Raw genomic sequence first — 21,699 nt, 5'->3', positions numbered from 1 at the left:
GGGCGTCGCGGCGGAGGTGACCGGCTACAGCACCTCGACCGCGGCCCCCGTCAGGCGGCGGCGGCAGTCCAGGACGTACCGGGCGTGGGTGGCGACCGCCTCGTAGTCGAACTCGTCGTGGTCGGCGAGCAGGACGACCGCGTCGGCGGCCGCCAGCTCCTCCGGGGTGGCCTCGACCCGGTGCACGGCGGCGAGCGGGCCGCCCTCGTGGGCGGCGGTGCGCTGGCCCGGGACGTGCGGCTCGGCGACGTGCACGCCCGCCACCACGTGCGGGTCGGCGGCCCGGACCTCGGCGCCCTGGCGGGTGAGCAGCTCGACGACGCGGGCCGCCGGGGTCTCCCGCGCGTCGCCGGTGTTCGGCTTGTACGCCAGCCCCAGGACCAGCACCCGGGAGCCGTTCACGCTGCGCCGCCGCTGGTTGAGCGCCTCGGTGAGCCGGCGCACCACGTAGTCGGGCATGTGGCTGTTGACGTCGTTGGCGAGCTCGACGAACCGGAAGGACTGCCCCAGGGCCCGCTCCACCCGCCAGGACAGGTACGAGGGGTCGATCGGCAGGCAGTGCCCGCCCACGCCGGGACCGGGGGTGAAGCGGAGGAAGCCGAAGGGCTTGGTGGAGGCCGCGTCGATGGCCTCCCAGACGTCGATGCCGAGGTCGTGGGCGAACATCGCGAGCTCGTTGACCAGGGCGATGTTGACGTGCCGGAAGGTGTTCTCCAGCAGCTTGGTCAGCTCCGCCTCCTTGCAGGAGGACACCGGGACGGTCCGCTCGACCAGCTGCCCGTAGAAGTCGGAGACCGCGGCCAGGCCCTCGGGGGTGGTGCCGGAGACGACCTTCGGGGTGTTCTCCAGCTTCCACACCGGGTTGCCGGGGTCGATCCGCTCCGGGCTGTAGCCGAGGTGGAAGTCGGCGCCCGCCCGCAGCCCCGAGCCCGCCTCCAGCAGCGGGGCGAGCAGCTCCTCGGTGGTGCCCGGGTAGGTGGTGGACTCCAGCACCACCGTCGCGCCGGGCTTCAGGTGCCGCCCCAGCAGCTTCGCCGAGGCCTCGATGTAGGACAGGTCGGGGACGCCCTCGCGCAGCGGGGTCGGGACGGTGATCACCGCGACGTCGAACCCCGCGACGTCGGCCGGGTCGGCGGAGGGCAGGTACGCCCCGGAGTCGAGCAGCGGACGCAGCCGCTCCCCGGGGATGTCCTCGACGTACGACTCGCCGACCGCGAGCCGCTTGATCCGGCGTTCGTCCACGTCGTACCCGACGACCCGGTGCCCCACCTCGGCGGCGCGAACCGCGAGCGGGAGTCCGACGTAGCCCTGACCTGCGATGACAACGCGCATGACGAAGCAAACCCCCTGGGAAAGACCGGCGTCCCCACACCTTCTTCACACGAGGGTACGGAGCCCGGGCCTCCGCGCGGGCGGCTTCGCCCGAAGTGGTGCACGAGCGTGCGCGAGCGGCGGGAGGGGCCCGGAACGCCAGGACGCCGAGAGCCGCGGCGCCCGCCCGGGAGCGGACGCCGCGAGTCCCGGCGTGAGTGGCACGGGCGCCCCCACCCAGGGTCGCCCGGCCTTCGCACTCCCGACCCCCATCGAGGTGCGACCGCGCTTCCGCAGCCATCCCCCACGGTTGGATGCGGCCCGCGCTGACATCCATGGTGCGCGCTGACCATGGACGCACAGTGACGACAATGTGTCGGCCGCATGATCTCTGGACGAGCCCGTACGGATACCGGTGAGTCGGCCGGACCGGCCGGGAGGGTGCCGCACCGCGTGCCGGGCGGCGGCGCGGCGTAGGCTGGACACCCCCCGGGGCGCACCGCGTTCCGGGCTGTCGCGCTGCCCGGCCGTCTCCTGTGCCGGGCCACTCCCCGTCGTGGAGAAACTGACGTATGAGCCTGTCCGGACTGCTCGATGTCGTCGTACGGGACGCCGCCCTCGCCGAGGCGATCGAGGCGGCGGCCACGGGGCACAGGCAGCACCTCGACCTGGTCGGACCGCCCGCCGCCCGCCCGTTCGCGATCGCGGCGCTGGCCCGTTCGCTGGCCGCCCGGGGCGGTGGGAACGGGCGGCCGGTGCTGGCCGTGACCGCCACCGGCCGGGAGGCCGAGGACCTCGCGGCGTCGCTGCGCTCGCTGCTGCCCGCCGACGCGGTCGCCGAGTTCCCGGCCTGGGAGACCCTGCCGCACGAGCGGCTCTCCCCGCGCTCGGACACCGTCGGCCGCCGCCTGGCCGTGCTGCGCCGGATCGTCCACCCCCGGGCCGACGACCCGGCGGCGGGCCCGTTGCAGGTGGTGGTGGCGCCGGTGCGCAGCGTGCTGCAGCCGCAGGTGAAGGGCCTGGCCGAGCTGGAGCCGGTGGCCCTGCGGCGCGGCGAGCAGCACGACCTCGGCGAGATCGCCCGGCGGCTGGCGGCCGCGGCCTACGCCCGGGTCGAACTGGTCGAGAAGCGCGGCGAGTTCGCGGTCCGCGGCGGCATCCTGGACGTCTTCCCGCCGACCGAGGAGCACCCGCTGCGGGTGGAGTTCTGGGGCGACGAGGTCGAGGAGATCCGCTACTTCAAGGTCGCCGACCAGCGCTCCCTGGAGATCGCCGAGCACGGTCTGTGGGCGCCGCCCTGCCGGGAGCTGCTGCTGACCGACGAGGTGCGCGGGAAGGCCGCCGAACTGGCCGCCGAGCACCCCGAGTTGGGCGAGATCCTGGACAAGATCGCGCAGGGCATCGCGGTCGAGGGCATGGAGTCGCTGGCCCCGGTGCTGGTGGACGACATGGAGCTGCTGCTGGACGTCCTCCCGGCGGGTTCGATCGCCGTGGTCTGCGACCCGGAGCGGGTCCGCACCCGGGCCGCCGACCTGGTCGCCACCAGCCAGGAGTTCCTGGCCGCGTCCTGGGTGGCCGCCGCGGCGGGCGCCGACCGCCCGATCGACCTGGAGGCGATCGACGTCTCCGCCGCCTCGCTGTGGTCCCTGGCGGACGTCCGCGAGCACGCGGCGGGCATCGGTCTGCCGTGGTGGTCGGTCAGCCCGTTCGCCACCAGCGACTCCACCGTCCACGGCATCCTCGAACGCGACGCCGACACCCTCACCCTCGGCATGCACGCCGTCGAGGCGTACCGCGGCGACACCGCCCGGGCGATCGCCGACGCCCGGGAGCGGCTGGCCGCCGACTGGCGGGTGGTGATGGTGACCGAGGGCCACGGCCCGGCCTCCCGGCTGGCCGAGGTGCTCGGCAACGAGGGCATCGCGGCCCGGCTGGTCGCCGACCTCGCCGAGGCCCCGACCCGGGACGTGGTGTACGTCTCCTGCGGCTCGATCGAGCACGGCTTCGTCGACGAGGAGCTGAAGCTCACCGTCGTCACCGAGACCGACCTGTCCGGCCAGAGGTCCTCCACCAAGGACATGCGCCGGATGCCGTCCCGCCGCCGCAACGCGATCGACCCGCTGGCGCTGGCGGCCGGCGACTACGTGGTGCACGAGCAGCACGGCGTCGGCCGGTACGTGGAGATGGTGCAGCGCACCGTGCAGGGCGCCACCCGCGAGTACCTGGTGCTGGAGTACGCGCCCGCCAAGCGGGGCCACCCCGGCGACCGGCTGTTCGTGCCGACCGACCAGCTCGACCAGGTCACCAAGTACGTGGGCGGCGAGGCCCCGACCCTGCACCGGCTCGGCGGCGCGGACTGGGCCAAGACCAAGCAGCGGGCCAAGAAGGCGGTCAAGGAGATCGCCGCCGACCTGATCAAGCTGTACTCGGCCCGGATGGCGGCCCCCGGCCACGCCTTCGGCCCGGACACCCCGTGGCAGCGCGAACTGGAGGACGCCTTCCCGTACGCGGAGACGCCCGACCAGCTGACCACCATCGGCGAGGTCAAGGCCGACATGGAGAAGTCCGTCCCGATGGACCGGCTGATCTGCGGCGACGTCGGCTACGGCAAGACCGAGATCGCGGTGCGCGCCGCCTTCAAGGCGGTGCAGGACGGCAAGCAGGTGGCGGTGCTGGTGCCGACCACGCTGCTGGTGCAGCAGCACTTCTCCACCTTCGCGGAGCGGTACGCCAACTTCCCGGTCACCGTGAAGGCGCTGTCCCGGTTCCAGACCGACACCGAGGCGAAGGCCGTCCTGGAGGGCCTGTTCGAGGGCTCGGTGGACGTCGTCATCGGCACCCACCGGCTGTTCTCCTCGGAGACCAGGTTCAAGGACCTGGGCCTGGTCATCGTCGACGAGGAGCAGCGCTTCGGCGTCGAGCACAAGGAGCAGCTGAAGAAGCTGCGGGCCAACGTGGACGTGCTGACCATGTCCGCGACCCCGATCCCGCGCACCCTGGAGATGGCGGTCACCGGCATCCGCGAGATGTCCACCATCACCACCCCGCCGGAGGAGCGGCACCCGGTGCTGACCTTCGTCGGCCCGTACGACGAGAAGCAGATCTCGGCCGCGATCCGGCGCGAACTCCTGCGCGAGGGCCAGGTGTTCTACATCCACAACCGGGTCGAGTCGATCGACAAGGCGGCCGCCCGGCTGAAGGACCTGGTGCCGGAGGCCCGGATCGCCACCGCGCACGGGCAGATGGGGGAGACCCAGCTGGAGAAGGTCGTCGTCGACTTCTGGGAGAAGGAGTTCGACGTCCTGGTCTCCACCACCATCGTCGAGTCCGGCATCGACATCTCCAACGCCAACACCCTGATCGTCGAGCGCGGCGACACCTTCGGCCTGTCCCAGCTGCACCAGCTGCGCGGCCGGGTCGGCCGCGGCCGCGAGCGCGGCTACGCGTACATGCTGTACCCGCCGGAGAAGCCGCTCACCGAGACCGCGCACGAGCGGCTGGCCACCATCGCCCAGCACACCGAGATGGGCGCGGGCATGTACGTCGCGATGAAGGACCTGGAGATCCGCGGCGCGGGCAACCTGCTCGGCGGCGAGCAGTCCGGGCACATCGCGGGCGTCGGCTTCGACCTCTACATGCGGATGGTCGGCGAGGCGGTCGCCGAGTTCCGCGAGTCGCTGGACGGCGGCGGCGAGCCGGAGGAGGAGCCGCTGGAGGTGAAGATCGAGCTGCCGGTGGACGCGCACGTCCCGCACGACTACGCGCCGGGGGAGCGGCTGCGGCTGCAGGCGTACCGCTCGATCGCGGCGGTCAACTCGGAGGCCGACATCGCGCAGGTCCGCGAGGAGCTGACCGACCGCTACGGCAAGCTGCCCGAGCCGGTGGAGAACCTGCTGCTGGTGGCGGGGCTGCGGCTGTTCGCCCGGCGCTGCGGCATCGGCGACATCACCCTGCAGGGCAACTTCGTCCGGTTCGGGCCGGTCGAGCTGCGGGAGTCGCAGGAGCTGCGGCTGAACCGGCTCTACCCGCGCACCCAGGTCAAGTCCGCCGCCCGGCAGTTGCTGGTGCCGCGGCCGGGCAGCGGCGGCCGGATCGGCGGCAAGCCGCTGGTCGGGCGGGAACTGCTGTCCTGGTGCACGGAGTTCCTGGGCACCATGTTCGACGACCTCAAGCGGTAGCCGAGCACGCGCACCCGGTACGGGGCGCCGGGGCCGTCCCCGGCGTCCCGTACCGGATCGCCGCTCCCTGCGCGGGGTCTGGCACCCGGGCGCGGTGGTCAATAGTGTTCCTCCCAGCCACGTACGCAGAGCACCACCGGACCGCGCTCCACCGCCCAGGAGGCCCCAGTGATCCGCACCAGCTCCGCCCGCCGACTGCGCGCCGCCCTCGGCACCGCGGTCGCCGCCGCCGCGCTCGCCGCCTGCGGCGGCGCACCGGCGCACCAGGGGGCGGCCGCCGTGGTCGGCAGCGACCGGATCAGCATCGCCCAGGTCGAGGCCCGGGTCACCGCCGTCCGGGACGGCGCCGCGCAGAGCGGCGCCGCCACCGAGGAGCAGCCCGGCCTGGCCCGGCACGCCGTCTCCGACCTGATCCTCGGCAAGGTCGTCGCCCGCGCCCTGGCGGACCGCGGCCTGACGGTCAGCCAGGGCGAGATCGACCGCGCCCGGTCCGCGGACGCCCGGACCGTCGGCAGCGAGGCCAAGCTCGCCGAACTGCTGCGCGCCAAGCAGGGCGTCCCGGCCACCGACGTGGACGGCTTCTACCGGCAGCAGATCGGCCTGGTGAAGCTGGCCGACGGCCGGGACCCGTCCAGCGCCGAGGGCGACGCCGCCATCCGCAAGGCCCTGGTCGACGCGGGCACCGCCCTGCACATCGAGGTCAACCCGCGCTACGGCAGCTGGAACACCGCCGGGATCGGCCTGCAGGGCAGCTCCGACGACTGGCTCCCGAAGAGCGGCCAGGCCGCCCTGTAGCGGTCCGGGCGGCCCTCGGCCGAACGGGTGGGCGACCGGACGCGCGGGCCGTGTCCGGTCGGACGATCCCCCGCGGGCCGGTGAGGCTGGGTTCCTCCGCCCAGTCTGCCCAGTCCGCCCGCCGGTTGCGAGGTCCGCCGTGGTTCAGCGCCGTTCCCCCCTGCCGAGGATGCCGCGCGCCCTGTGCGCGGCCCTGCCCGTCGCCGGGCTCCTCGTCCCGCTCGCCGCCGCCCCCGCGGTGAGCCTGCCGGCGCGCGGCGACCTGACGGCGGCCGCCGACCTGGCCGGCACCGGCGCCGCGGGCGGCCGCTCCGGCGGCCTGGCCCGGGGTGACGCGGCCTCCTGGAAGGTCCCCGGCTCCTCGCCGACCCCGCCCCCGTCCCCCTCGCCGTCCCCGTTTTTGTCCCCGTCCAGCAGCCCCAGCGGCGCCGCGAGCGGCCGCCTCCCCGAGACCGGCACCGCCGGGGCCCTCCCGCTGATCGGCCTCGCCGCCCTCGGCTGCGTCCTGGCGGGGCTGATGGTCCTGGTCGCGAAGGCCCGCCGCAAGCACTGACCGGCCGTTCCCCCGCGCCCGTGGCCGGGGCGCCGCGCGGTAGGTTCGGTCCCGTGGAGACTCCGAAGCTGATCCTGCTGACCACCACCCACCGCGTCGCCCCCGGCCTGCTCTCCTGGCCCGCCTGGGAGGCGCTCCGGTCCGCGCCCACGGTGCTGGCCGGTGTCGCGGACCACCCGCAGTTGGCCGCGCTGCGGGCGGCGGGCGTGGAGCCGGAGGTGGTGGAGCGGCCGTCCGCCCCGGCGCTGGCCCGGCAGTTGCTCGCCCGGGCCCCCGCGGTCTGGCTGGAGAGCCCGGACGGCGACCCGGGCCTGACCGACGCGCTGGCCCGGATCGCGGTCGAGGAGGCGGGCGAGCACCCGGAGATCGAACTGCTGCCGGGTTCGTACGACCTGCCGGGGGCCCGGCTGCTCGACCTGGTCTCGGTGATGGACCGGCTGCGCTCGCCGGGCGGCTGCCCGTGGGACGCCGAGCAGACCCACCAGAGCCTGGTGAAGTACCTGGTGGAGGAGGCCTTCGAGCTGGTCGAGGCGATCGAGGAGGGCGACCGGGAGACCCTGCGCGAGGAGCTCGGCGACGTGCTGCTGCAGGTGTTCTTCCACTCGCGGATCGCCGAGGAGGACGCCGAGGACCCGTTCTCGATCGACGACGTGGCGGGCGACATCGTCGAGAAGCTGATGTACCGCCACCCGCACGTGTTCGGCGACGTGAGCGTGACCGGCTCGGCCGAGACCGAGGCCAACTGGGAGCAGTTGAAGGCGGCGGAGAAGCAGCGCGAGTCGGTGCTGGACGGCGTGCCCGCCGGGCTGCCCGCGCTGGCGTACGCGGCGAAGCTGGTCTCGCGGGTGCGCCGCGCGCACTTCACCGGCGTGCCGGACGCGCCGTACGAGCTGCCCGCCGAGCTGACCGCGGAGTCGGCGGGGCGACTGCTGCTGGCGGTCGCCCAGCGCGCCCACGACCGGGGGGTGGACGTGGACGCGGCGCTGCGGGCGGCGGCCCGCCGCTACCGCGCGGCGGTCCGGGCCGCGGAGGGGCTGCCGGAGGAGTAGGGGGACGCGGGTTCAGCCCGCCAGCGGGACGTCCGCGACCGGGCGGCGCTGGGCCGGGACGACCTCGCCGATGGCCTCGCCGACCAGGGCGAGGACCTCGGCCAGCGGGTTCAGGTGACCGGGCAGGTCGGCGAGCTGGACGATCCGCTCGCCGTCCGGGCCCGCGACCGCGAACAGGTCGATCGGGCCGAGGTGCTTGACGGCGGTGTCGACCAGCGCGGCGATGTCGGCCGGGTGGTGGATGTCGCCGGAGACGCCGACCACCGGGCAGCCGGGGCGGTCGAGTTCGGCCGCGAGGTCCTCGGCGATGCCGGGGCGCAGGTCGGCGATGAGCAGACCGGCGGCACCGGCGGCGGAGAAGCGGCGGGCCAGGTCGGCCCCCGAACCTCCGTCGAGCACCGCGATGACCACCACTGCACCGGCTACTCGCATGGTCTGCTCCCCTTTCCGAGGGCGAACCCGTGGCCGACCCGCACGTCGCCCACTGTGGTTATCGGAGGATCGTAGGCGCGCCCCGACGCTCCGCAACAGGGATTACCCACCAGGTGACCAGACTCACGCGGTGGTGCTTCCCGATACGGTCAAGACATGCCAGATCAGCCCCACGCCCCCCATCCGCAACTCTTCACCTGGGAGTTCGCGGCCGACCCCTACCCGGCGTACGCCTGGCTGCGCGAGCACGCGCCGGTGCACCGCACCACCCTGCCGAGCGGGGTGGACGCCTGGCTGGTCACCCGCTACGCGGACGCGCGGCAGGCGCTGGCGGACGCCCGGCTGTCGAAGAACCCGGCGCACCACAGCGAGCAGGCCCACCGCAGCGGCCGGGTCGGCATCCCGGGGGAGCGGCAGGCCGACCTGATGACCCACCTGCTGAACATCGACCCGCCCGACCACACCCGGCTGCGCCGCCTGGTCTCCAAGGCGTTCACCCCGCGCCGGGTGGCCGAGTTCGAGCCGCGGGTGCAGCAGCTCACCGACCGGCTGATCGACTCCTTCGCGGCCCGCGGCGAGGCCGACCTGATCCACGAGTTCGCCTTCCCGCTCCCCATCTACGCGATCTGCGACCTGCTCGGCGTCCCCGCCGAGGACCAGGACGACCTGCGCGACTGGGCGGGCATGATGATCCGCCACACCGGCGGTAAGAGGGGAGGGGTCGGCCGCGCGGTCAAGCAGATCCGCGGCTACCTGGCCGACCTGATCCACCGCAAGCGGGCCGACCTGGGCGACGACCTGATCTCCGGCCTGATCCGGGCCGGTGACCACGGCGAGCACCTGACCGAGAACGAGGCCGCGGCGATGGCCTTCATCCTGCTCTTCGCCGGCTTCGAGACCACCATCAACCTCATCGGCAACGGCATGTACGCGCTGCTGCGCAACCCGGACCAGCGCACCCTGCTCCAGCAGTCGCTGGACCGCGGCGAGTCGGGCCTGCTGGAGACCGGCGTCGAGGAACTCCTGCGCTACGACGGCCCGGTGGAGCTGGCCACCTGGCGGTTCGCCACCGCGCCGCTGGCCATCGGCGGGGTGGACATCCCGGTCGGCGACCCGGTGCTGGTGGTGCTGGCCGCGGCGGACCGCGACCCGGCCCGGTTCTCCGCCGAGAACACCCTCGACCTGGCCCGCTCGGACAACCCGCACCTGGGTTTCGGTCACGGCATCCACTACTGCATCGGCGCCCCGCTGGCCCGGCTTGAGGGGCAGCGCGCGATCGGCAGCCTACTGACCAGGCTTCCGGACGTCCGGTTGGCCGCCGATCCGGCGGACCTGCGCTGGCGGGGCGGACTGATCATGCGCGGTCTGCGCGACCTCCCGGTCTCCTTCACGCCCCGCTGACGCCGTTTCGGCACCCGCGACACGCCGTCCGACCGGGCCGACGACGCGCCGGGGCGGGGGCGCGCGTCGCACGCCGGTTCGGAACGAATCCGGACATACCTGGATCGTTCGTGTACGAGATTCGAGGATCCGTAATTTCGGCGTGATCATGGTGATATGAGCTTGTGATTGCTCGTCAGCTTTGCCTACTCTCCGACATGCCCGCAGCTGCGGGCCCCGATCGCGGCACGCCGAGTCCTGTCCGCCGCGTCCTCGGGCCACCTACCAGGTACCGGACAGGAGCGGGGGAACCAGTGTGAACGCCGTAGTCCCAACGGCTTGGGGTGAGGCCGCCGAGCGGCGGGCGCAACCGCGTCCGGAGCGACCGGCGGCCGGGCCAACCTCCCGGTCCGAACCCGACAGCTCACCTCGCAGGCGTGCGGAGAGGACGTCCCGTGCTGTTCGCCAACACCGCCCGCCACCGCCGTAGTACCAAGGCCGAGAAGGTCATCGCCGCCGCCGGCGTGGCCTCGGTCGGCCTGGCCCTGCCACTGCTCGCCGCCACCGGAGCGGTAGCCGCACCCGTCGACACCTGGGACCGCGTGGCCCAGTGCGAGAGCGGCGGCGACTGGAGCATCAACACCGGGAACGGTTTCTACGGCGGCCTGCAGTTCACCTCCTCCACCTGGCGCGCCTTCGGCGGCGGCCAGTACGCGGCCCGCGCCGACCAGGCCAGCCGCGCCCAGCAGATCGCGGTGGCCGAGCGGGTGCTCGCCTCCCAGGGCCCCGGCGCCTGGCCGGTCTGCTCCAAGCGGGCCGGGCTCGTCAAGGGCGGCGCGCCTGCCGACACCTCCGAGGACGCCGCCTCGCGCTCCCAGGAGCGCCCGACCGCCCCCCGGCAGCCGAAGGGCTCGCAGTCGAAGAAGCCCGCGAAGCCCGCTGCCCCCGCCACTCCCGCCGAGCCGCAGGCCGCCGAGCCCCAGGCCGCCCCGCAGAACACGGCCGCCGGCGGTTACACCGTCCAGGACGGCGACACGCTCTCCGGCATCGCCGCCGCGCAGAACGTGTCCGGCGGCTGGGAGCGGATCTACCAGGCCAACCACGAGCTGATCGGTGCCGACCCCGACCTGATCGTGCCCGGCCAGGTGCTCGCCCTCTGAGCCGGTCCGGGCCCGGTCCGAGCCCGGGTCCCGAGCCGGTCCGGAACCGGTCCCGGCATCCGGGACGCGAGGGGCGGGCGGCCTGACGAGGCCCCGCCGCCGCCCTGACGAGGGCCGCGTCCCCTGACGTTCCGTCCGCTCCCGGTGCGCACCGGGCAGTTCGCGCTGCCGGGGGCGGCGGACCGGCCGTCAATCAGGTGAACTACCGATGAGTAGCCCGGCCACACCGTGAGACGGGGCCCGGCCGAGCGTGGCCGCGGCGCGGTGTGCGGCTAGGCTCTGGTCGTAACGACCACACATCCGCTTCCGCTAGGAGATGCCTCGTGCCGTCCATTGATGTCGTCGTAGCCCGTGAGATCCTCGACTCCCGCGGCAACCCCACGGTCGAGGTCGAGGTCGGTCTCGACGACGGCAGCACCGGTCGCGCGGCTGTCCCGTCGGGTGCCTCCACCGGTGCCTTCGAGGCCCTGGAGCTCCGTGACGGCGACAAGAACCGCTACTTCGGCAAGGGCGTCGAGAAGGCCGTCCTCGCCGTGATCGAGCAGATCGGCCCCGAGCTGGTCGGCTACGACGCCACCGAGCAGCGCCTCATCGACCAGGCCATGCTCGACCTGGACGCCACCCCGGACAAGTCCTCGCTCGGCGCCAACGCCATCCTGGGCGTCTCCCTCGCCGTGGCGCACGCCGCCTCCGAGGCCAGCGACCTGCCGCTGTTCCGCTACCTGGGCGGCCCGAACGCCCACGTGCTGCCCGTCCCGATGATGAACATCCTCAACGGCGGCTCGCACGCGGACTCCAACGTCGACATCCAGGAGTTCATGATCGCCCCGATCGGCGCGGAGTCCTTCTCCGAGGCCGTCCGCTGGGGCGTCGAGGTCTACCACACCCTCAAGGGCGTGCTGAAGGAGCGCGGGCTCTCCACCGGCCTGGGCGACGAGGGCGGCTTCGCCCCGAACCTGGACTCCAACCGCGAGGCCCTCGACCTCATCACCGAGGCGATCAAGAAGGCCGGCTACACCCCGGGCAAGGACGTCGCCCTGGCCCTGGACGTCGCCGCCTCCGAGTTCTTCGAGGACGGCGCCTACCAGTTCGAGGGCAAGGCGCTCTCCTCCGCCGACCTGATCGCGTACTACGCCGAGCTGGTCGCCGACTACCCGCTGGTCTCCATCGAGGACCCGCTGGACGAGTCGGACTGGGACGGCTGGAAGGCCATCACCGACGCGATCGGCGACAAGGTCCAGCTGGTCGGCGACGACCTGTTCGTCACCAACCCGGAGCGCCTGCGCAAGGGCATCGAGACCGGCACCGCCAACGCGCTGCTGGTGAAGGTCAACCAGATCGGCTCGCTCACCGAGACCCTGGACGCCGTCGAGCTGGCCCAGCGCAACGGCTACCGCTGCATGATGTCGCACCGCTCCGGCGAGACCGAGGACGTCACCATCGCCGACCTCGCCGTCGCCACCAACTGCGGCCAGATCAAGACCGGCGCCCCGGCCCGCTCCGAGCGCGTCGCCAAGTACAACCAGCTGCTGCGCATCGAGGAGATCCTCGACGACGCCGCCGAGTACGCGGGCCGTTCGGCGTTCCCGCGGTTTCGCTCTGCGAACTGACGAGCACAGCGCTCTGCGGACAAGTAAGCACAGCAAGGGCTGAACAACCCCTTGATGTGACCGGTGCCCCGGCTCCCACCGCGTAGGGTGGGGCCGGGGCACCGGCATGCGCAGGAGGGGCGAGCAGATGGCCAAGTGGAGGATTCCCGGGTTGGCGGCGCGACCGCGCTTCACCAGCCGGGCCACCGTGCTGGTGCTCGTGCTGTGCTCGCTGGTGGCGATACTCGCCTACCCGGCCCGGCAGTACATCGCCCAGCGCGGCGAGATCGCCGCCCAGCGGGCCAAGGCCGAGCACGCCCGCCAGCAGGTCGACGAGCTGCGCCGGGAGAAGGCCCGCTGGCAGGACCCGGAGTACGTCAAGGCCCAGGCCCGGGAGCGGCTGCACTACGCGCTGCCCGGCGAGACCCCGTTCGTCTCGGTCTCCCCGCAGCCCTCGCCCGGCGCGAAGCCCTCGACCGACGCCGCGGCCGGCCGCCCGAAGGCGGTCAAGCCCTGGTACGCCACCCTCTGGGACTCGGTGGACGCCGCCGACGCCGCCCTGCCCGCCCCGCGACCGGCCCGCTGAGCAGCCCCAACGACCCCCGCCCCCTCAGACGAACAGACTCCCGATGAGCAACCAGAACCCTCCCGCGTCCGACGCCCCCGAGGTGTCCGAGCGCGACGTCGCCGCCATCGCCGCCCAGCTCGGCCGCGTCCCGCGCGGGCTGCGCGGCGTCGCCCACCGCTGCCCGTGCGGCAACCCGGACGTGGTGGAGACCGCGCCCCGGCTGCCCGACGGCACGCCGTTCCCGACGCTCTACTACCTGACCTGCCCCCGGGCCGCCTCGCTGATCGGGACGCTGGAGGCGGACGGCGTGATGAAGGAGCAGACCGCCCGGCTCGCCGAGGACCCGGAGCTCGCCGCCGCGTACCGGAGGGCGCACGAGGACTACATCGCCCGCCGGGACGCCATCGAGGTGCTGGAGGGCTTCCCCAGCGCGGGCGGGATGCCCGACCGGGTCAAGTGCCTGCACGTGCTGGTCGGGCACTCGCTGGCCGCCGGGGAGGGCGTCAACCCGCTCGGCGACGAGGCGATCGGGATGCTGGAGCAGTGGTGGGCCAAGGGCCCGTGCGTCAGCGAGGCCGAGGTCGACGCGGCCGGTGAGCGGGTCGCCCGCAACCGGGCCAAGGCCGCGGGGCAGGACCACGACGCGGTGATCGCCGCCAAGGAGGCGCTGAGCGCCGAGCGGGCCGCCCGCAAGGCGGCCGCCGGGGCCGACGGGGCGGAGGACGAGTCGTGAGCAGCACCCGGGTCGCCGCGATCGACTGCGGCACCAACTCGATCCGCCTGCTGATCGCCGACCTCGACCCGGCCACCGGCGGGATCACGGACCTGGACCGGCGGATGCTGATCGTCCGGCTCGGCCAGGACGTCGACCGCACCGGGCGGCTGCACCCCGAGGCGCTGGCCCGCACCTTCGCGGCCTGCCGCGAGTACGCGGAGGTCATCGCCGCGCACGGGGTCACCCCGGACCGGATCCGGATGGTCGCCACCTCCGCCTCCCGGGACGCCGAGAACGCCGCCGAGTTCACCGCCGGGGTCGAGGAGATCCTGGGCGTCACGCCGAGCGTGGTCAGCGGCGAGGAGGAGGCCCGGCTGTCCTTCACCGGCGCCACCCGCGAGCTGCTCGGCGGCCCGCACCGGCCGCCGTACCTGGTGTTCGACCTGGGCGGGGGCTCCACCGAGTTCGTGCTCGGCGAGCAGGAGGTGCGGGCCGCGTACTCGATGGACATCGGCTGCGTGCGGATGACGGAGCGTCACTTCGCGGGCGGACAGCCCACCGAGGCGCAGATCGAGGCCGCGCGGGCCGACATCCGGGCCGCGCTGGACACCGTCGCCGGGGTCGTCCCGCTGGACTCCGGCGCGACCCTGGTCGGCCTGGCCGGGACGGTCACCACCGTCGCCGGGATCGCCCTGGAGCTGCCCGGGTACGACTCCGAGCGGATCCACCACGCGGTGGTCGGCGTCGAGCGGGTGCGGGAGGTCGCCCGTTGGCTGCTGCACTCCTCGCACGCCGAGCGGGCCGCCGTCCCGGTCATGCACCCCGGCCGGGTGGACGTGATCGCCGCGGGGGCGCTCGTCCTGCTGGAGGTCATGGAGCGCACCGGGGCCGCCGAACTGCTGGTCTCCGAGCACGACATCCTGGACGGGATCGCCTGGTCGATCGCCTGATCCACCGGGCCGCCGGGAGGCCGTCGAAGGGCCCCCGGGAAGGTGTCGGAAGGCCCCCGGAGGGCGCGCGGGAGACCCCCGCGGGCCGTTCCGGGGGCCTTCCGGCGTGTCGCGGCGAGAAGCTTCGTGAATTTCTTCACATGGCAATCCAGCCTTTCGACCCACTCGGAGCCACTGCGGCGACCGAAATGTGGACCGAAGGCGCTGTCGGCGGGTCGCTCGTGGGATCGCAGGCAACCTGGTGTTCATCCCGGAGAAATCGAAACCCCGCTCGGGAACCGGTGCGGGGCCGGGATCGTTGCTGCTCAGCGCGGCACTGCGGCCCGGACCGCTCACCGAGGTCGGCCGACGGGGGTGGGGAGACCCCTCCGGGGCGGAAGTGCGGGCGCGCAGTGTAGCACCCGGTGTCCAGGAGCTTGTGACGGGCCTCACGAATGGCCCGTCAGGCGGGGGTGGATACTTTCGGATATGAGCACCACGGAGCGTCCTCGCATCCTCATTGTCGGCGGTGGTTACGTCGGCCTGTATGCCGCGATGCGCATCCTCAAGAAGATGCGTTACGGCGAAGCGACCGTCACGGTCGTCGACCCGCGGTCGTACATGACGTACCTGCCCTTCCTCCCCGAGGCGGCCGGCGGCAACGTCGCCCCTCGCAACCTCGTCGCGCCGCTGCGCAGCGCCCTCAAGAAGGCGGAGGTGCTCACCGGTCACGTGACCGAGGTGGACCACGCCCGCAAGGTCGCCACCATCCAGCCCGCGGCGGGCGACTCCTACGAACTGCCCTTCGAGTACCTGGTCGTCGCGACCGGCTCGGTGTCCCGCACCTTCCCGATCCCGGGTCTGGCGGAGCACGGCATCGGCATGAAGACGGTCGAGGAGGCGATCAGCCTCCGCAACCACGTCATGGCGCAGCTCGACAAGGCCGAGTCCACCACGGACGAGGACGTCCGGCGCAAGGCCCTGACCTTCGTGGTCATCGGCGGTGGCTTCGCCGGCATCGAGACCGTCGCCGAGATCGAGGACATGGCGCGCGACGCCGCCAAGATCTACAAGACCGTCAGCCGTTCCGACATGCGCTTCGTGGTGGTCGAGGCGGCCAACCGCATCCTCCCCGAGATGGGCCCGGACCTCGGTCTGTGGACCAAGGGCCGCCTGGAGGAGCGCGACATCGAGGTCTACATCGAGACCTCGATGGAGTCCTGCGTCGACCAGCACGTGGTGCTGAAGAACGGCATGGAGTTCGACGCCTCCACCATCGTGTGGACCGCGGGCGTCAAGCCCAACCCGGTGGTCAACCGCTTCGGCCTCCCGCTCGGCCCGCGCGGCCACGTGGACACCGCGGCGACCCTCCAGGTGCAGGGCTTCGACTACGTGTGGGCCGCGGGCGACAACGCCCAGGTGCCCGACCTGGCTGCCGGTGAGGGCGCCTGGTGCCCGCCGAACGCGCAGCACGCCGTCCGCCAGGCCGCCGTCCTCGGTGACAACGTCATCGCGGGCATGCGCGGCTTCCCGCAGGCCGAGTACAAGCACAAGAACCTCGGCGCGGTGGCCGGCCTCGGCCTGCACAAGGGCGTGGCGATCCTGTTCGGCAAGATCAAGCTCAAGGGCCGCCTGGCCTGGTGGTTCCACCGCGGCTACCACGGCGCGATGGTCCCGACCATGAACCGCAAGATCCGGGTCTTCACCGACTGGACCCTGGCGATGTTCCTCAAGCGCGAGACGGTCGGCCTCTCCGAGATGGAGAAGCCCTTCGACGCCTTCCAGGAGGCGACCGCCCCCGCGCCGAAGCCGGCCGCCGCGGCCGCGCCGGAGAAGGAACTCGCCGCGAGCAAGTAAGTCACGAGCGAAGAGCGACCAGACCCGACACAGGTCGGGTACGAGTCGGAGGCCCTCCGCCCGGCAGCGCCGCCGGACCACGACCTCCGTGGTGCTCAGCCGGCCCCGCCACCGGGCGGAGTACAGCAGGCAGTTGACGAAGGCCCCCACCCTCCACCGGGTGGGGGCCTTCGGACGTTCCGGGGCCGGTCGCCGTCCTGGCGGGGCGTCAGGAGGGCTCGGCGGGGGCGGTGCGGTCGGTCAGCCGCTCGTGCCGCTGGCGGGCGGCCTGCGGCGTGCCCAGGCCCAGCCCGAAGGCGATCTCCTGCCAGGTCATCCCGCGCCCGCGGGCCATGGTGAGCAACCCGGCCTCCAGCTCGTCGAGTTCGGCCCGCACCAGCGGCAGCAGGGTCAGCGCGGCCAGCACGTCGGCCCGGTCGACCTCCGGCTCGCCCTCCTCGGCCAGGGCCGCCCCGCTGAGCAGGAACGCGACCAGCCGCACCGCCTCGTGCGGGGCGAGCATCGCGGGGTTGGTCTGCCGCTGCCGCTGCCCGTCGGTGGCGGCGTGCCGCTCGGCGATCCGGAACAGCGAGGCGTACACCCGCTGGGTGCGGGCGGCGGCGGGGTCGGGCGGGGCGAACGGGTCGGCGGCGGGGGAGTGCGGCTGGGGGGTGGTGTCGGCCATGGTCCCAGGATGCGCCGACGAACGCAGTGTGGTCAAGGATCCGTTGTGAACATTCCGTTCAAGTGCGGGAGTGCTCCGCGCGACTTCCCACAGTGCGCCCCGGCCGGTGACGTTCCGTCGACGGTCCGGATGTGACGACCTAGATTTCTGGCTGTCAATTCTTAAGTAAATATTGGGGGTTGCAGATGTCCTCGGATCCCACCACCCGGTTCCTCCTCGCCTTCGCCGCCGTCCTGGCCCTCGGACCCGGCGCCGCCCGGCTCGCCCGGCGGTTCGGCCAACCGGCGGTGATCGGCGAGATCGTGCTCGGGATCGCGCTCGGACCGTCCCTGCTCGGACGCGTCCTGCCCGACCTGCACCGGCAGCTGTTCACCGGCGTGCCGCTGACCGTCCTCGGCGGCCTGTCCCAACTCGCCCTCTCCCTCTACGCCTTCGAGATCGGCGCGCACCTCGCGGCGGAGGCCCGGACCCGCCGGGGCGCCGGGGGCCGCTCGCCGCTGCCGCTGGCCGCGGTGTCGGTGGCGGTGCCGGCCGCCACCGGGCTGGCGCTCGCCCCCTGGCTGGTCCGCTCGGGCGGGGTCGGACCGCACGGCTCGCCCGGCTCCTTCGCGGTCTTCCTGGCCGCCGCGCTCGGCGTCACCGCCGTGCCCGTGCTGGCCCGGCTGCTGCACGACCGCGGCCTGGACGGCACCCCGGAGGGCCGACTCGCCCTGGCCGCCGCGGCCGTCGGCGACGGCGTCTGCTGGGCGCTGCTCGCCCTCGCCCTCTGGCTGGCCGGCGCCCTGCCGGCCAGCCACCTGGCCCTCGCCCTGGCCGGGGTCGCGGTCGCCGCCCTGCTCGCCCGCCGCCGCGCCCGCGCCGCCGACCGCACCCCGCCCGGCCCCCGTCCCGGCGCCGCCCCGCTGCTCGGCGCGGTCTGCCTGGCCGCCGCGCTCTCCTCCGCGCTCGGCCTGCACACGCTGTTCGGCGGCCTGGTGCTCGGCCTGCTCTGGCCGCCCGCCGACGGCCCGCACGGCGAACTGCCCGCCACCACCGCCGCCGGGCTCGGCACCCTGGCCACCCTGCTGTTGCCCTGCTTCTTCCTCGGCGCCGGCCAGCAGGTCGACCTCGGCGCCGAACTGGCCGACCCCGGCTTCCTCGCCCTGGCCGGGACGCTGCTCGCCGCCTCGACCGCGGCCAAGGTGCTGCCCGCCGCCGCGGTCGGACGGCGCGGCGGGCTGCCCTGGCGGGACAGCCTGCGGCTCGGCGTCCTGATGAACACCAAGGGGCTCACCGAACTCGTCCTGCTCGCCGCCGGTCGGCAGGCGGGCCTGATCGGCCCCCGGCCGTACGCGGCGCTGCTGGTGGTCGCGGTCGCCGCCACCGTGCTGGCCGGGCCCGCGCTCCTGCTGCTGGGCGAGCGGCCGCGGGCCGCGGCGGAGCCGGTGCCCGCCCCGGCGGGCTGAGCGCGGGCCCCGCCGGGGCGGCGGTCAGCGGGCGGCCAGCACCTTGCCGTAGACGTCGAGGGTGCGCTCGGCGACCCGGTCCCAGGAGAACTCCCGGACCGCCCGCTCCCGCCCGGCCAGGCCGAACTTCTCCGCCGTCCCCGGGGACTCCAGCAGCGCGTTGACGGCCGCGGCCAGACCGCGGGCCAGGGCGGCCGGGTCGGTGGGCTCCCCGGTGGCGTCGTCCCGCTGCTCGTACGGCACCAGCAGGCCGGTGCGGCCGTGCTCGACCACCTCGGGGATGCCGCCGACCGCGGTGGCCACCACGGCGGTCTCGCAGGCCATCGCCTCCAGGTTGACGATGCCCATCGGCTCGTACAGCGAGGGGCAGACGAACACCGCGGCGCGGCTGAGCAGTCGGCGCAGGCTCAGCGGGTCGAGCATCCCGTCGATCCGGACCACGCCGTCGCGCCGCCGGACCAGGTCGGCCACCAGGCCGTCCACCTCGGCGGCGATCGCGGGGGTGTCCGGCTGCCCGCAGCACAGCACCAGCTGGGCCTCCGGGCGCAGCTCGAAGGCCGCCCGGAGCAGGTGCTGCAGGCCCTTCTGGCGGGTGACCCGGCCGACGAACAGCACGATCGGCCGGTCCGGGTCGAGGCCGAACCGCTCCAGCACCGCGGGGGAGCGGTCGGGCCGGTAGGCGTCGGCGTCGATGCCGTTGTGGATCACGTGGACCCGCTCGGGGGCGATCTCCGGGTAGGCCGCGAGCACGTCCGCGCGCATCGCGCGGGAGACCGCGATCACGGCGTCCGCGGACAGTGCGGCGGTGCGCTCCAGCCAGGAGGAGAGCGCGTAGCCGCCGCCGAGCTGCTCGGCCTTCCACGGGCGCAGCGGTTCCAGGCTGTGCGCGGTCATCACGTGCGGGACGCCGTGCAGCAGGCCGGCGACCTGGCCGGCGCCGTTGGCGTACCAGGTGTGGCTGTGCACCAGGTCGGTGCCGGCGCAGGCGGCCGCGGCGCCGAGGCCGGCGCCGAGGAAGCCGAGCGCGGGGTTGGCGCCGCGCAGTGCCCCGGGGACGGCGTGGGCGCGGGTGCCCTCCTCGTGGCGGGGCTCGCCGAAGCAGTGGACGTCCACCTCGACGCGGCGGCGCAGCGCCCGGGTCAGCTCGGTGACGTGGACGCCGGCACCGCCGTACACCTCGGGCGGGTACTCCCTGGTCAGGACGGAGACGCGCATGGCGGATCCCTTCTGGGGGCTGGGGCGCTGGTTCCGGGGCCGGGCGCGGGTCTCAACAGCAGTCGCCGTCCCCGTTGGGGGTGACGACGGCCACAGGGACGCCCTTGGTCGGGGCGGAGGAGTGGGCCGCGCCGAGCGGGCCGAGGGCCAGGGCGAGGCCGGTCGCGGCGAGCACGGCGGCGAGGCGGGCGATCAGCTTCTTGGACATGGCGGTGCCTTCCTGAGCAGGCCCTTCGCGGGCGGCTTCGAATTGACATGTAGAGTCAATCTCGATTGACATAACCTGTCAATGGAGCGCTTCCGGGTAGGGTTCGATGCCCGGTACAACGTCAGGTCAGCCCGAGAACAGTCGAGAAGGAAGGCATCGACAACGCCTTGGCGGCCTGCTCGCCGTCCTGTAAAAATGGCAGTCAAATAGCACTCTGGAGGTGGACGACGTGGACCAGACTCAGAGCGTGCCGGGTGGAATCGGTCAGCGCCTGCGCGAGCTCCGGCTCAAGCGCGGACTCAACCAGCAGGACCTCGCCTCCGAGGACATCTCGGTCAGTTACGTGTCCCTGATCGAGACCGGCAAGCGGGCCCCGTCGGAGGCCGTGCTGAAGAGCCTCGCCGAGCGGGTGGGCTGCTCGGTGGAGTACCTGCGCACCGGGCACGACGACGCCACCATCAAGGAGCTCGAGCTCAAGGTGGCCTTCGGCGACATGGCGCTGCGCAACGGCTCCAACGGGGAGGCGCTGCAGTCCTTCAGCGAGGCGCTGGCCTCGGCGCCGCTGCTCAGCGACGCGATGGTCCACCGGGCCCGGCTCGGCCAGGCGCTGGCGTTCGAGAAGCTGGGCCGGCTGGAGGCCGCGATCCAACTGCTCACCACGCTCTTCGAGGACCCGGCCATGGTGGCCGGCTCGGCCCAGTGGGCCCAGCTCGCGGTGGCGCTGTGCCGCTGCTACCGGGAGTCCGGCGACCACGTCATGAGCGTCGAGGTGGGCGAGCGGGCGATGCGCAAGCTCGACGCGCTCGGCCTGGACGTCACCGACGACCACATCCAGCTCGGCGCCACCCTGATCGGCTGCTACCGCGAGCGCGGAGACCTGGGCCAGGCCAACCTGGTCGCGGCCCGGCTGCTGGTGGTCGCCGAGCAGACCGGCTCGCGGGTCGCCCGCGGCTCGGTGTACTGGAACGCCGCGCTGGTCGCCAAGTCGCGCGGGCGGGTGGACGAGGCGCTCGGCCTCACCGAGCGGGCGCTGATGATGATGGCCGAGACCGACAACGTCCGGCACATGGCCCTGCTCAAGGGCGTGTACGGGCGGCTCATCCTGGAGACGGACCCGCCCGACCTGGAGCGGGCCCGCACCCTGCTGGACGAGTCCCAGCTCGGGCTGCTGGAGGCCGGAACCGCCACCGAGCAGGCCTGGAGCGAGACCAGCCTGGCCCAACTGGACATCCAGCTGGGGCGGTTCGACGAGGCGGCGGCGCACGCCAACCGGGCGCTCGGGCTGCTGCGGGCCGAGCCGCGGTTCGACGCCGCCAAGGCCCGGGTGCTGCTGGCCGAGGCCCAGTTCTTCGGCGGCGACCAGGACAGCGGCGTGGCCACGCTGCACGCGGTCGAGCGGCAGCTCGGCCAGCTCGCCGCCAACCGCGGCGCGGCGGAGGTCTGGCGGCAGGTCGGCGACCTCTGGCAGCGGTTCGGCCGGCCGGACGAGGCGATGAGCGCCTACCAGCGGGCGCTGACCAGCGTCGGCCTGCGGGCGCTGCCCAGCGCGGCCGAGGCGTCCTCGTCGCGGCAGGTCAGCCAGTAGCCGCGGCGGACCCGCCGGGTGCGGCGGGTCCGCGGGCGGTCCGGTCCCGGAGGGGGTGTCCCGGGA

General features: G+C 73.7%; 18 protein-coding genes and 1 riboswitch. Of the genes, 13 read left to right on the top strand and 5 right to left on the bottom strand.

The window, feature by feature from the left end; genetic code table 11:
- Positions 1–24: 24 nt before the first annotated feature.
- Positions 25–1,332 (bottom strand): nucleotide sugar dehydrogenase, encoded by a 1,308-nt coding sequence (locus ACFY00_RS21140; protein ID WP_388032963.1) that lies wholly within the window; start codon positions 1,330–1,332, stop codon positions 25–27.
- A gap of 551 nt (positions 1,333–1,883) precedes the next feature.
- On the opposite strand from ACFY00_RS21140, the gene mfd reads away from it, so the two are divergent.
- The 4 genes from mfd to ACFY00_RS21120 all read left to right on the top strand — a co-directional run bounded on the left by mfd (position 1,884) and on the right by ACFY00_RS21120 (position 7,886).
- Complete coding sequence (mfd, locus tag ACFY00_RS21135; RefSeq protein ID WP_388032964.1) at positions 1,884–5,489, top strand: transcription-repair coupling factor; 3,606 nt, start codon at positions 1,884–1,886, stop codon at positions 5,487–5,489.
- A 168-nt stretch (positions 5,490–5,657) separates the two neighbouring features.
- The gene (locus ACFY00_RS21130) at positions 5,658–6,284 is read left to right on the top strand and encodes a SurA N-terminal domain-containing protein (protein ID WP_388032965.1); all 627 of its coding nucleotides are present in this window, start codon (positions 5,658–5,660) and stop codon (positions 6,282–6,284) included.
- A gap of 169 nt (positions 6,285–6,453) precedes the next feature.
- Positions 6,454–6,837 carry an LPXTG cell wall anchor domain-containing protein gene (locus tag ACFY00_RS21125; protein ID WP_388032966.1) on the top strand — a complete coding sequence of 128 codons (384 nt, stop codon included), beginning with the start codon at positions 6,454–6,456 and terminating at the stop codon, positions 6,835–6,837.
- Between the two features lie 53 nt (positions 6,838–6,890).
- Positions 6,891–7,886, top strand: a complete 996-nt coding sequence (locus ACFY00_RS21120) for a MazG family protein (protein ID WP_388032967.1) — start codon at positions 6,891–6,893, stop codon at positions 7,884–7,886.
- Between the two features lie 12 nt (positions 7,887–7,898).
- Here ACFY00_RS21120 and ACFY00_RS21115 read toward each other — a convergent pair whose 3' ends face one another.
- Entirely contained in the window at positions 7,899–8,318 is a 420-nt protein-coding gene (locus ACFY00_RS21115) for an SDR family NAD(P)-dependent oxidoreductase (RefSeq protein ID WP_388032968.1), read from the bottom strand.
- Positions 8,319–8,474: 156 nt separating this feature from the next.
- Between ACFY00_RS21115 and ACFY00_RS21110 the strand changes: the two genes are divergently transcribed.
- The 7 genes from ACFY00_RS21110 to ACFY00_RS21080 all read left to right on the top strand — a co-directional run bounded on the left by ACFY00_RS21110 (position 8,475) and on the right by ACFY00_RS21080 (position 16,516).
- Complete coding sequence (locus tag ACFY00_RS21110; RefSeq protein WP_388032969.1) at positions 8,475–9,719, top strand: cytochrome P450; 1,245 nt, start codon at positions 8,475–8,477, stop codon at positions 9,717–9,719.
- Between the two features lie 232 nt (positions 9,720–9,951).
- Positions 9,952–10,150, top strand: a riboswitch (cyclic di-AMP (ydaO/yuaA leader).
- Positions 10,151–10,153: 3 nt separating this feature from the next.
- Positions 10,154–10,858: a transglycosylase family protein gene (locus tag ACFY00_RS21105; protein ID WP_388032970.1), complete on the top strand. Its 705-nt coding sequence runs from the start codon at positions 10,154–10,156 to the stop codon at positions 10,856–10,858.
- A gap of 323 nt (positions 10,859–11,181) precedes the next feature.
- Positions 11,182–12,468 carry a phosphopyruvate hydratase gene (gene eno, locus ACFY00_RS21100; RefSeq protein WP_388032971.1) on the top strand — a complete coding sequence of 429 codons (1,287 nt, stop codon included), beginning with the start codon at positions 11,182–11,184 and terminating at the stop codon, positions 12,466–12,468.
- 127 nt (positions 12,469–12,595) lie between these two features.
- Positions 12,596–13,033, top strand: a complete 438-nt coding sequence (locus ACFY00_RS21095) for a septum formation initiator family protein (protein WP_388032972.1) — start codon at positions 12,596–12,598, stop codon at positions 13,031–13,033.
- 43 nt (positions 13,034–13,076) lie between these two features.
- Positions 13,077–13,748 (top strand): DUF501 domain-containing protein, encoded by a 672-nt coding sequence (locus ACFY00_RS21090; protein WP_388032973.1) that lies wholly within the window; start codon positions 13,077–13,079, stop codon positions 13,746–13,748.
- Positions 13,745–14,680 (top strand): exopolyphosphatase, encoded by a 936-nt coding sequence (locus ACFY00_RS21085; RefSeq protein WP_388032974.1) that lies wholly within the window; start codon positions 13,745–13,747, stop codon positions 14,678–14,680. Before ACFY00_RS21090 ends, ACFY00_RS21085 begins: the two co-directional genes overlap by 4 nt.
- A 468-nt stretch (positions 14,681–15,148) precedes the next feature.
- On the top strand, positions 15,149–16,516 hold the full coding sequence (locus ACFY00_RS21080) for an NAD(P)/FAD-dependent oxidoreductase (protein ID WP_388032975.1): 1,368 nt from the start codon (positions 15,149–15,151) through the stop codon (positions 16,514–16,516).
- A 208-nt stretch (positions 16,517–16,724) separates the two neighbouring features.
- On the opposite strand, the gene ACFY00_RS21075 is transcribed toward ACFY00_RS21080, so the two are convergent.
- Positions 16,725–17,180 carry a DNA-binding protein gene (locus ACFY00_RS21075; RefSeq protein ID WP_388032976.1) on the bottom strand — a complete coding sequence of 152 codons (456 nt, stop codon included), beginning with the start codon at positions 17,178–17,180 and terminating at the stop codon, positions 16,725–16,727.
- 185 nt (positions 17,181–17,365) lie between these two features.
- Between ACFY00_RS21075 and ACFY00_RS21070 the strand changes: the two genes are divergently transcribed.
- Positions 17,366–18,625 carry a cation:proton antiporter gene (locus ACFY00_RS21070; protein ID WP_388032977.1) on the top strand — a complete coding sequence of 420 codons (1,260 nt, stop codon included), beginning with the start codon at positions 17,366–17,368 and terminating at the stop codon, positions 18,623–18,625.
- Positions 18,626–18,649: 24 nt separating this feature from the next.
- Here the strand turns inward: ACFY00_RS21070 and glgA are convergent, their stop codons facing one another.
- Positions 18,650–19,840 carry a glycogen synthase gene (gene glgA, locus ACFY00_RS21065; protein WP_388032978.1) on the bottom strand — a complete coding sequence of 397 codons (1,191 nt, stop codon included), beginning with the start codon at positions 19,838–19,840 and terminating at the stop codon, positions 18,650–18,652.
- A gap of 52 nt (positions 19,841–19,892) precedes the next feature.
- Positions 19,893–20,048 (bottom strand): hypothetical protein, encoded by a 156-nt coding sequence (locus tag ACFY00_RS21060; RefSeq protein WP_388032979.1) that lies wholly within the window; start codon positions 20,046–20,048, stop codon positions 19,893–19,895.
- 229 nt (positions 20,049–20,277) lie between these two features.
- Here ACFY00_RS21060 and ACFY00_RS21055 point away from each other — a divergent pair, with 229 nt between their 5' ends.
- Complete coding sequence (locus ACFY00_RS21055) at positions 20,278–21,633, top strand: helix-turn-helix domain-containing protein (protein ID WP_388032980.1); 1,356 nt, start codon at positions 20,278–20,280, stop codon at positions 21,631–21,633.
- Positions 21,634–21,699 lie beyond the last annotated feature (66 nt).

Source organism: Kitasatospora sp. NPDC001540 (assembly GCF_042894345.1).
Lineage (GTDB): Bacteria > Actinomycetota > Actinomycetes > Streptomycetales > Streptomycetaceae > Kitasatospora > Kitasatospora phosalacinea_C.
This window is presented reverse-complemented; position numbering and strand designations above follow the sequence as displayed.

Excerpts from the sequence above, each read along its gene's own strand:
- ACFY00_RS21140 (WP_388032963.1), bottom strand. The coding sequence starts at position 1,332 with ATGCGCGTTGTCATCGCAGGTCAGGGCTACGTCGGACTCCCGCTCGCG.
- mfd (WP_388032964.1), top strand. The coding sequence starts at position 1,884 with ATGAGCCTGTCCGGACTGCTCGATGTCGTCGTACGGGACGCCGCCCTC.
- ACFY00_RS21125 (WP_388032966.1), top strand. The coding sequence starts at position 6,454 with ATGCCGCGCGCCCTGTGCGCGGCCCTGCCCGTCGCCGGGCTCCTCGTC.
- ACFY00_RS21115 (WP_388032968.1), bottom strand. The coding sequence starts at position 8,318 with ATGCGAGTAGCCGGTGCAGTGGTGGTCATCGCGGTGCTCGACGGAGGT.
- ACFY00_RS21110 (WP_388032969.1), top strand. The coding sequence starts at position 8,475 with ATGCCAGATCAGCCCCACGCCCCCCATCCGCAACTCTTCACCTGGGAG.
- ACFY00_RS21095 (WP_388032972.1), top strand. The coding sequence starts at position 12,596 with ATGGCCAAGTGGAGGATTCCCGGGTTGGCGGCGCGACCGCGCTTCACC.
- ACFY00_RS21090 (WP_388032973.1), top strand. The coding sequence starts at position 13,077 with ATGAGCAACCAGAACCCTCCCGCGTCCGACGCCCCCGAGGTGTCCGAG.
- ACFY00_RS21080 (WP_388032975.1), top strand. The coding sequence starts at position 15,149 with ATGAGCACCACGGAGCGTCCTCGCATCCTCATTGTCGGCGGTGGTTAC.
- ACFY00_RS21075 (WP_388032976.1), bottom strand. The coding sequence starts at position 17,180 with ATGGCCGACACCACCCCCCAGCCGCACTCCCCCGCCGCCGACCCGTTC.
- ACFY00_RS21070 (WP_388032977.1), top strand. The coding sequence starts at position 17,366 with ATGTCCTCGGATCCCACCACCCGGTTCCTCCTCGCCTTCGCCGCCGTC.
- glgA (WP_388032978.1), bottom strand. The coding sequence starts at position 19,840 with ATGCGCGTCTCCGTCCTGACCAGGGAGTACCCGCCCGAGGTGTACGGC.
- ACFY00_RS21060 (WP_388032979.1), bottom strand. The coding sequence starts at position 20,048 with ATGTCCAAGAAGCTGATCGCCCGCCTCGCCGCCGTGCTCGCCGCGACC.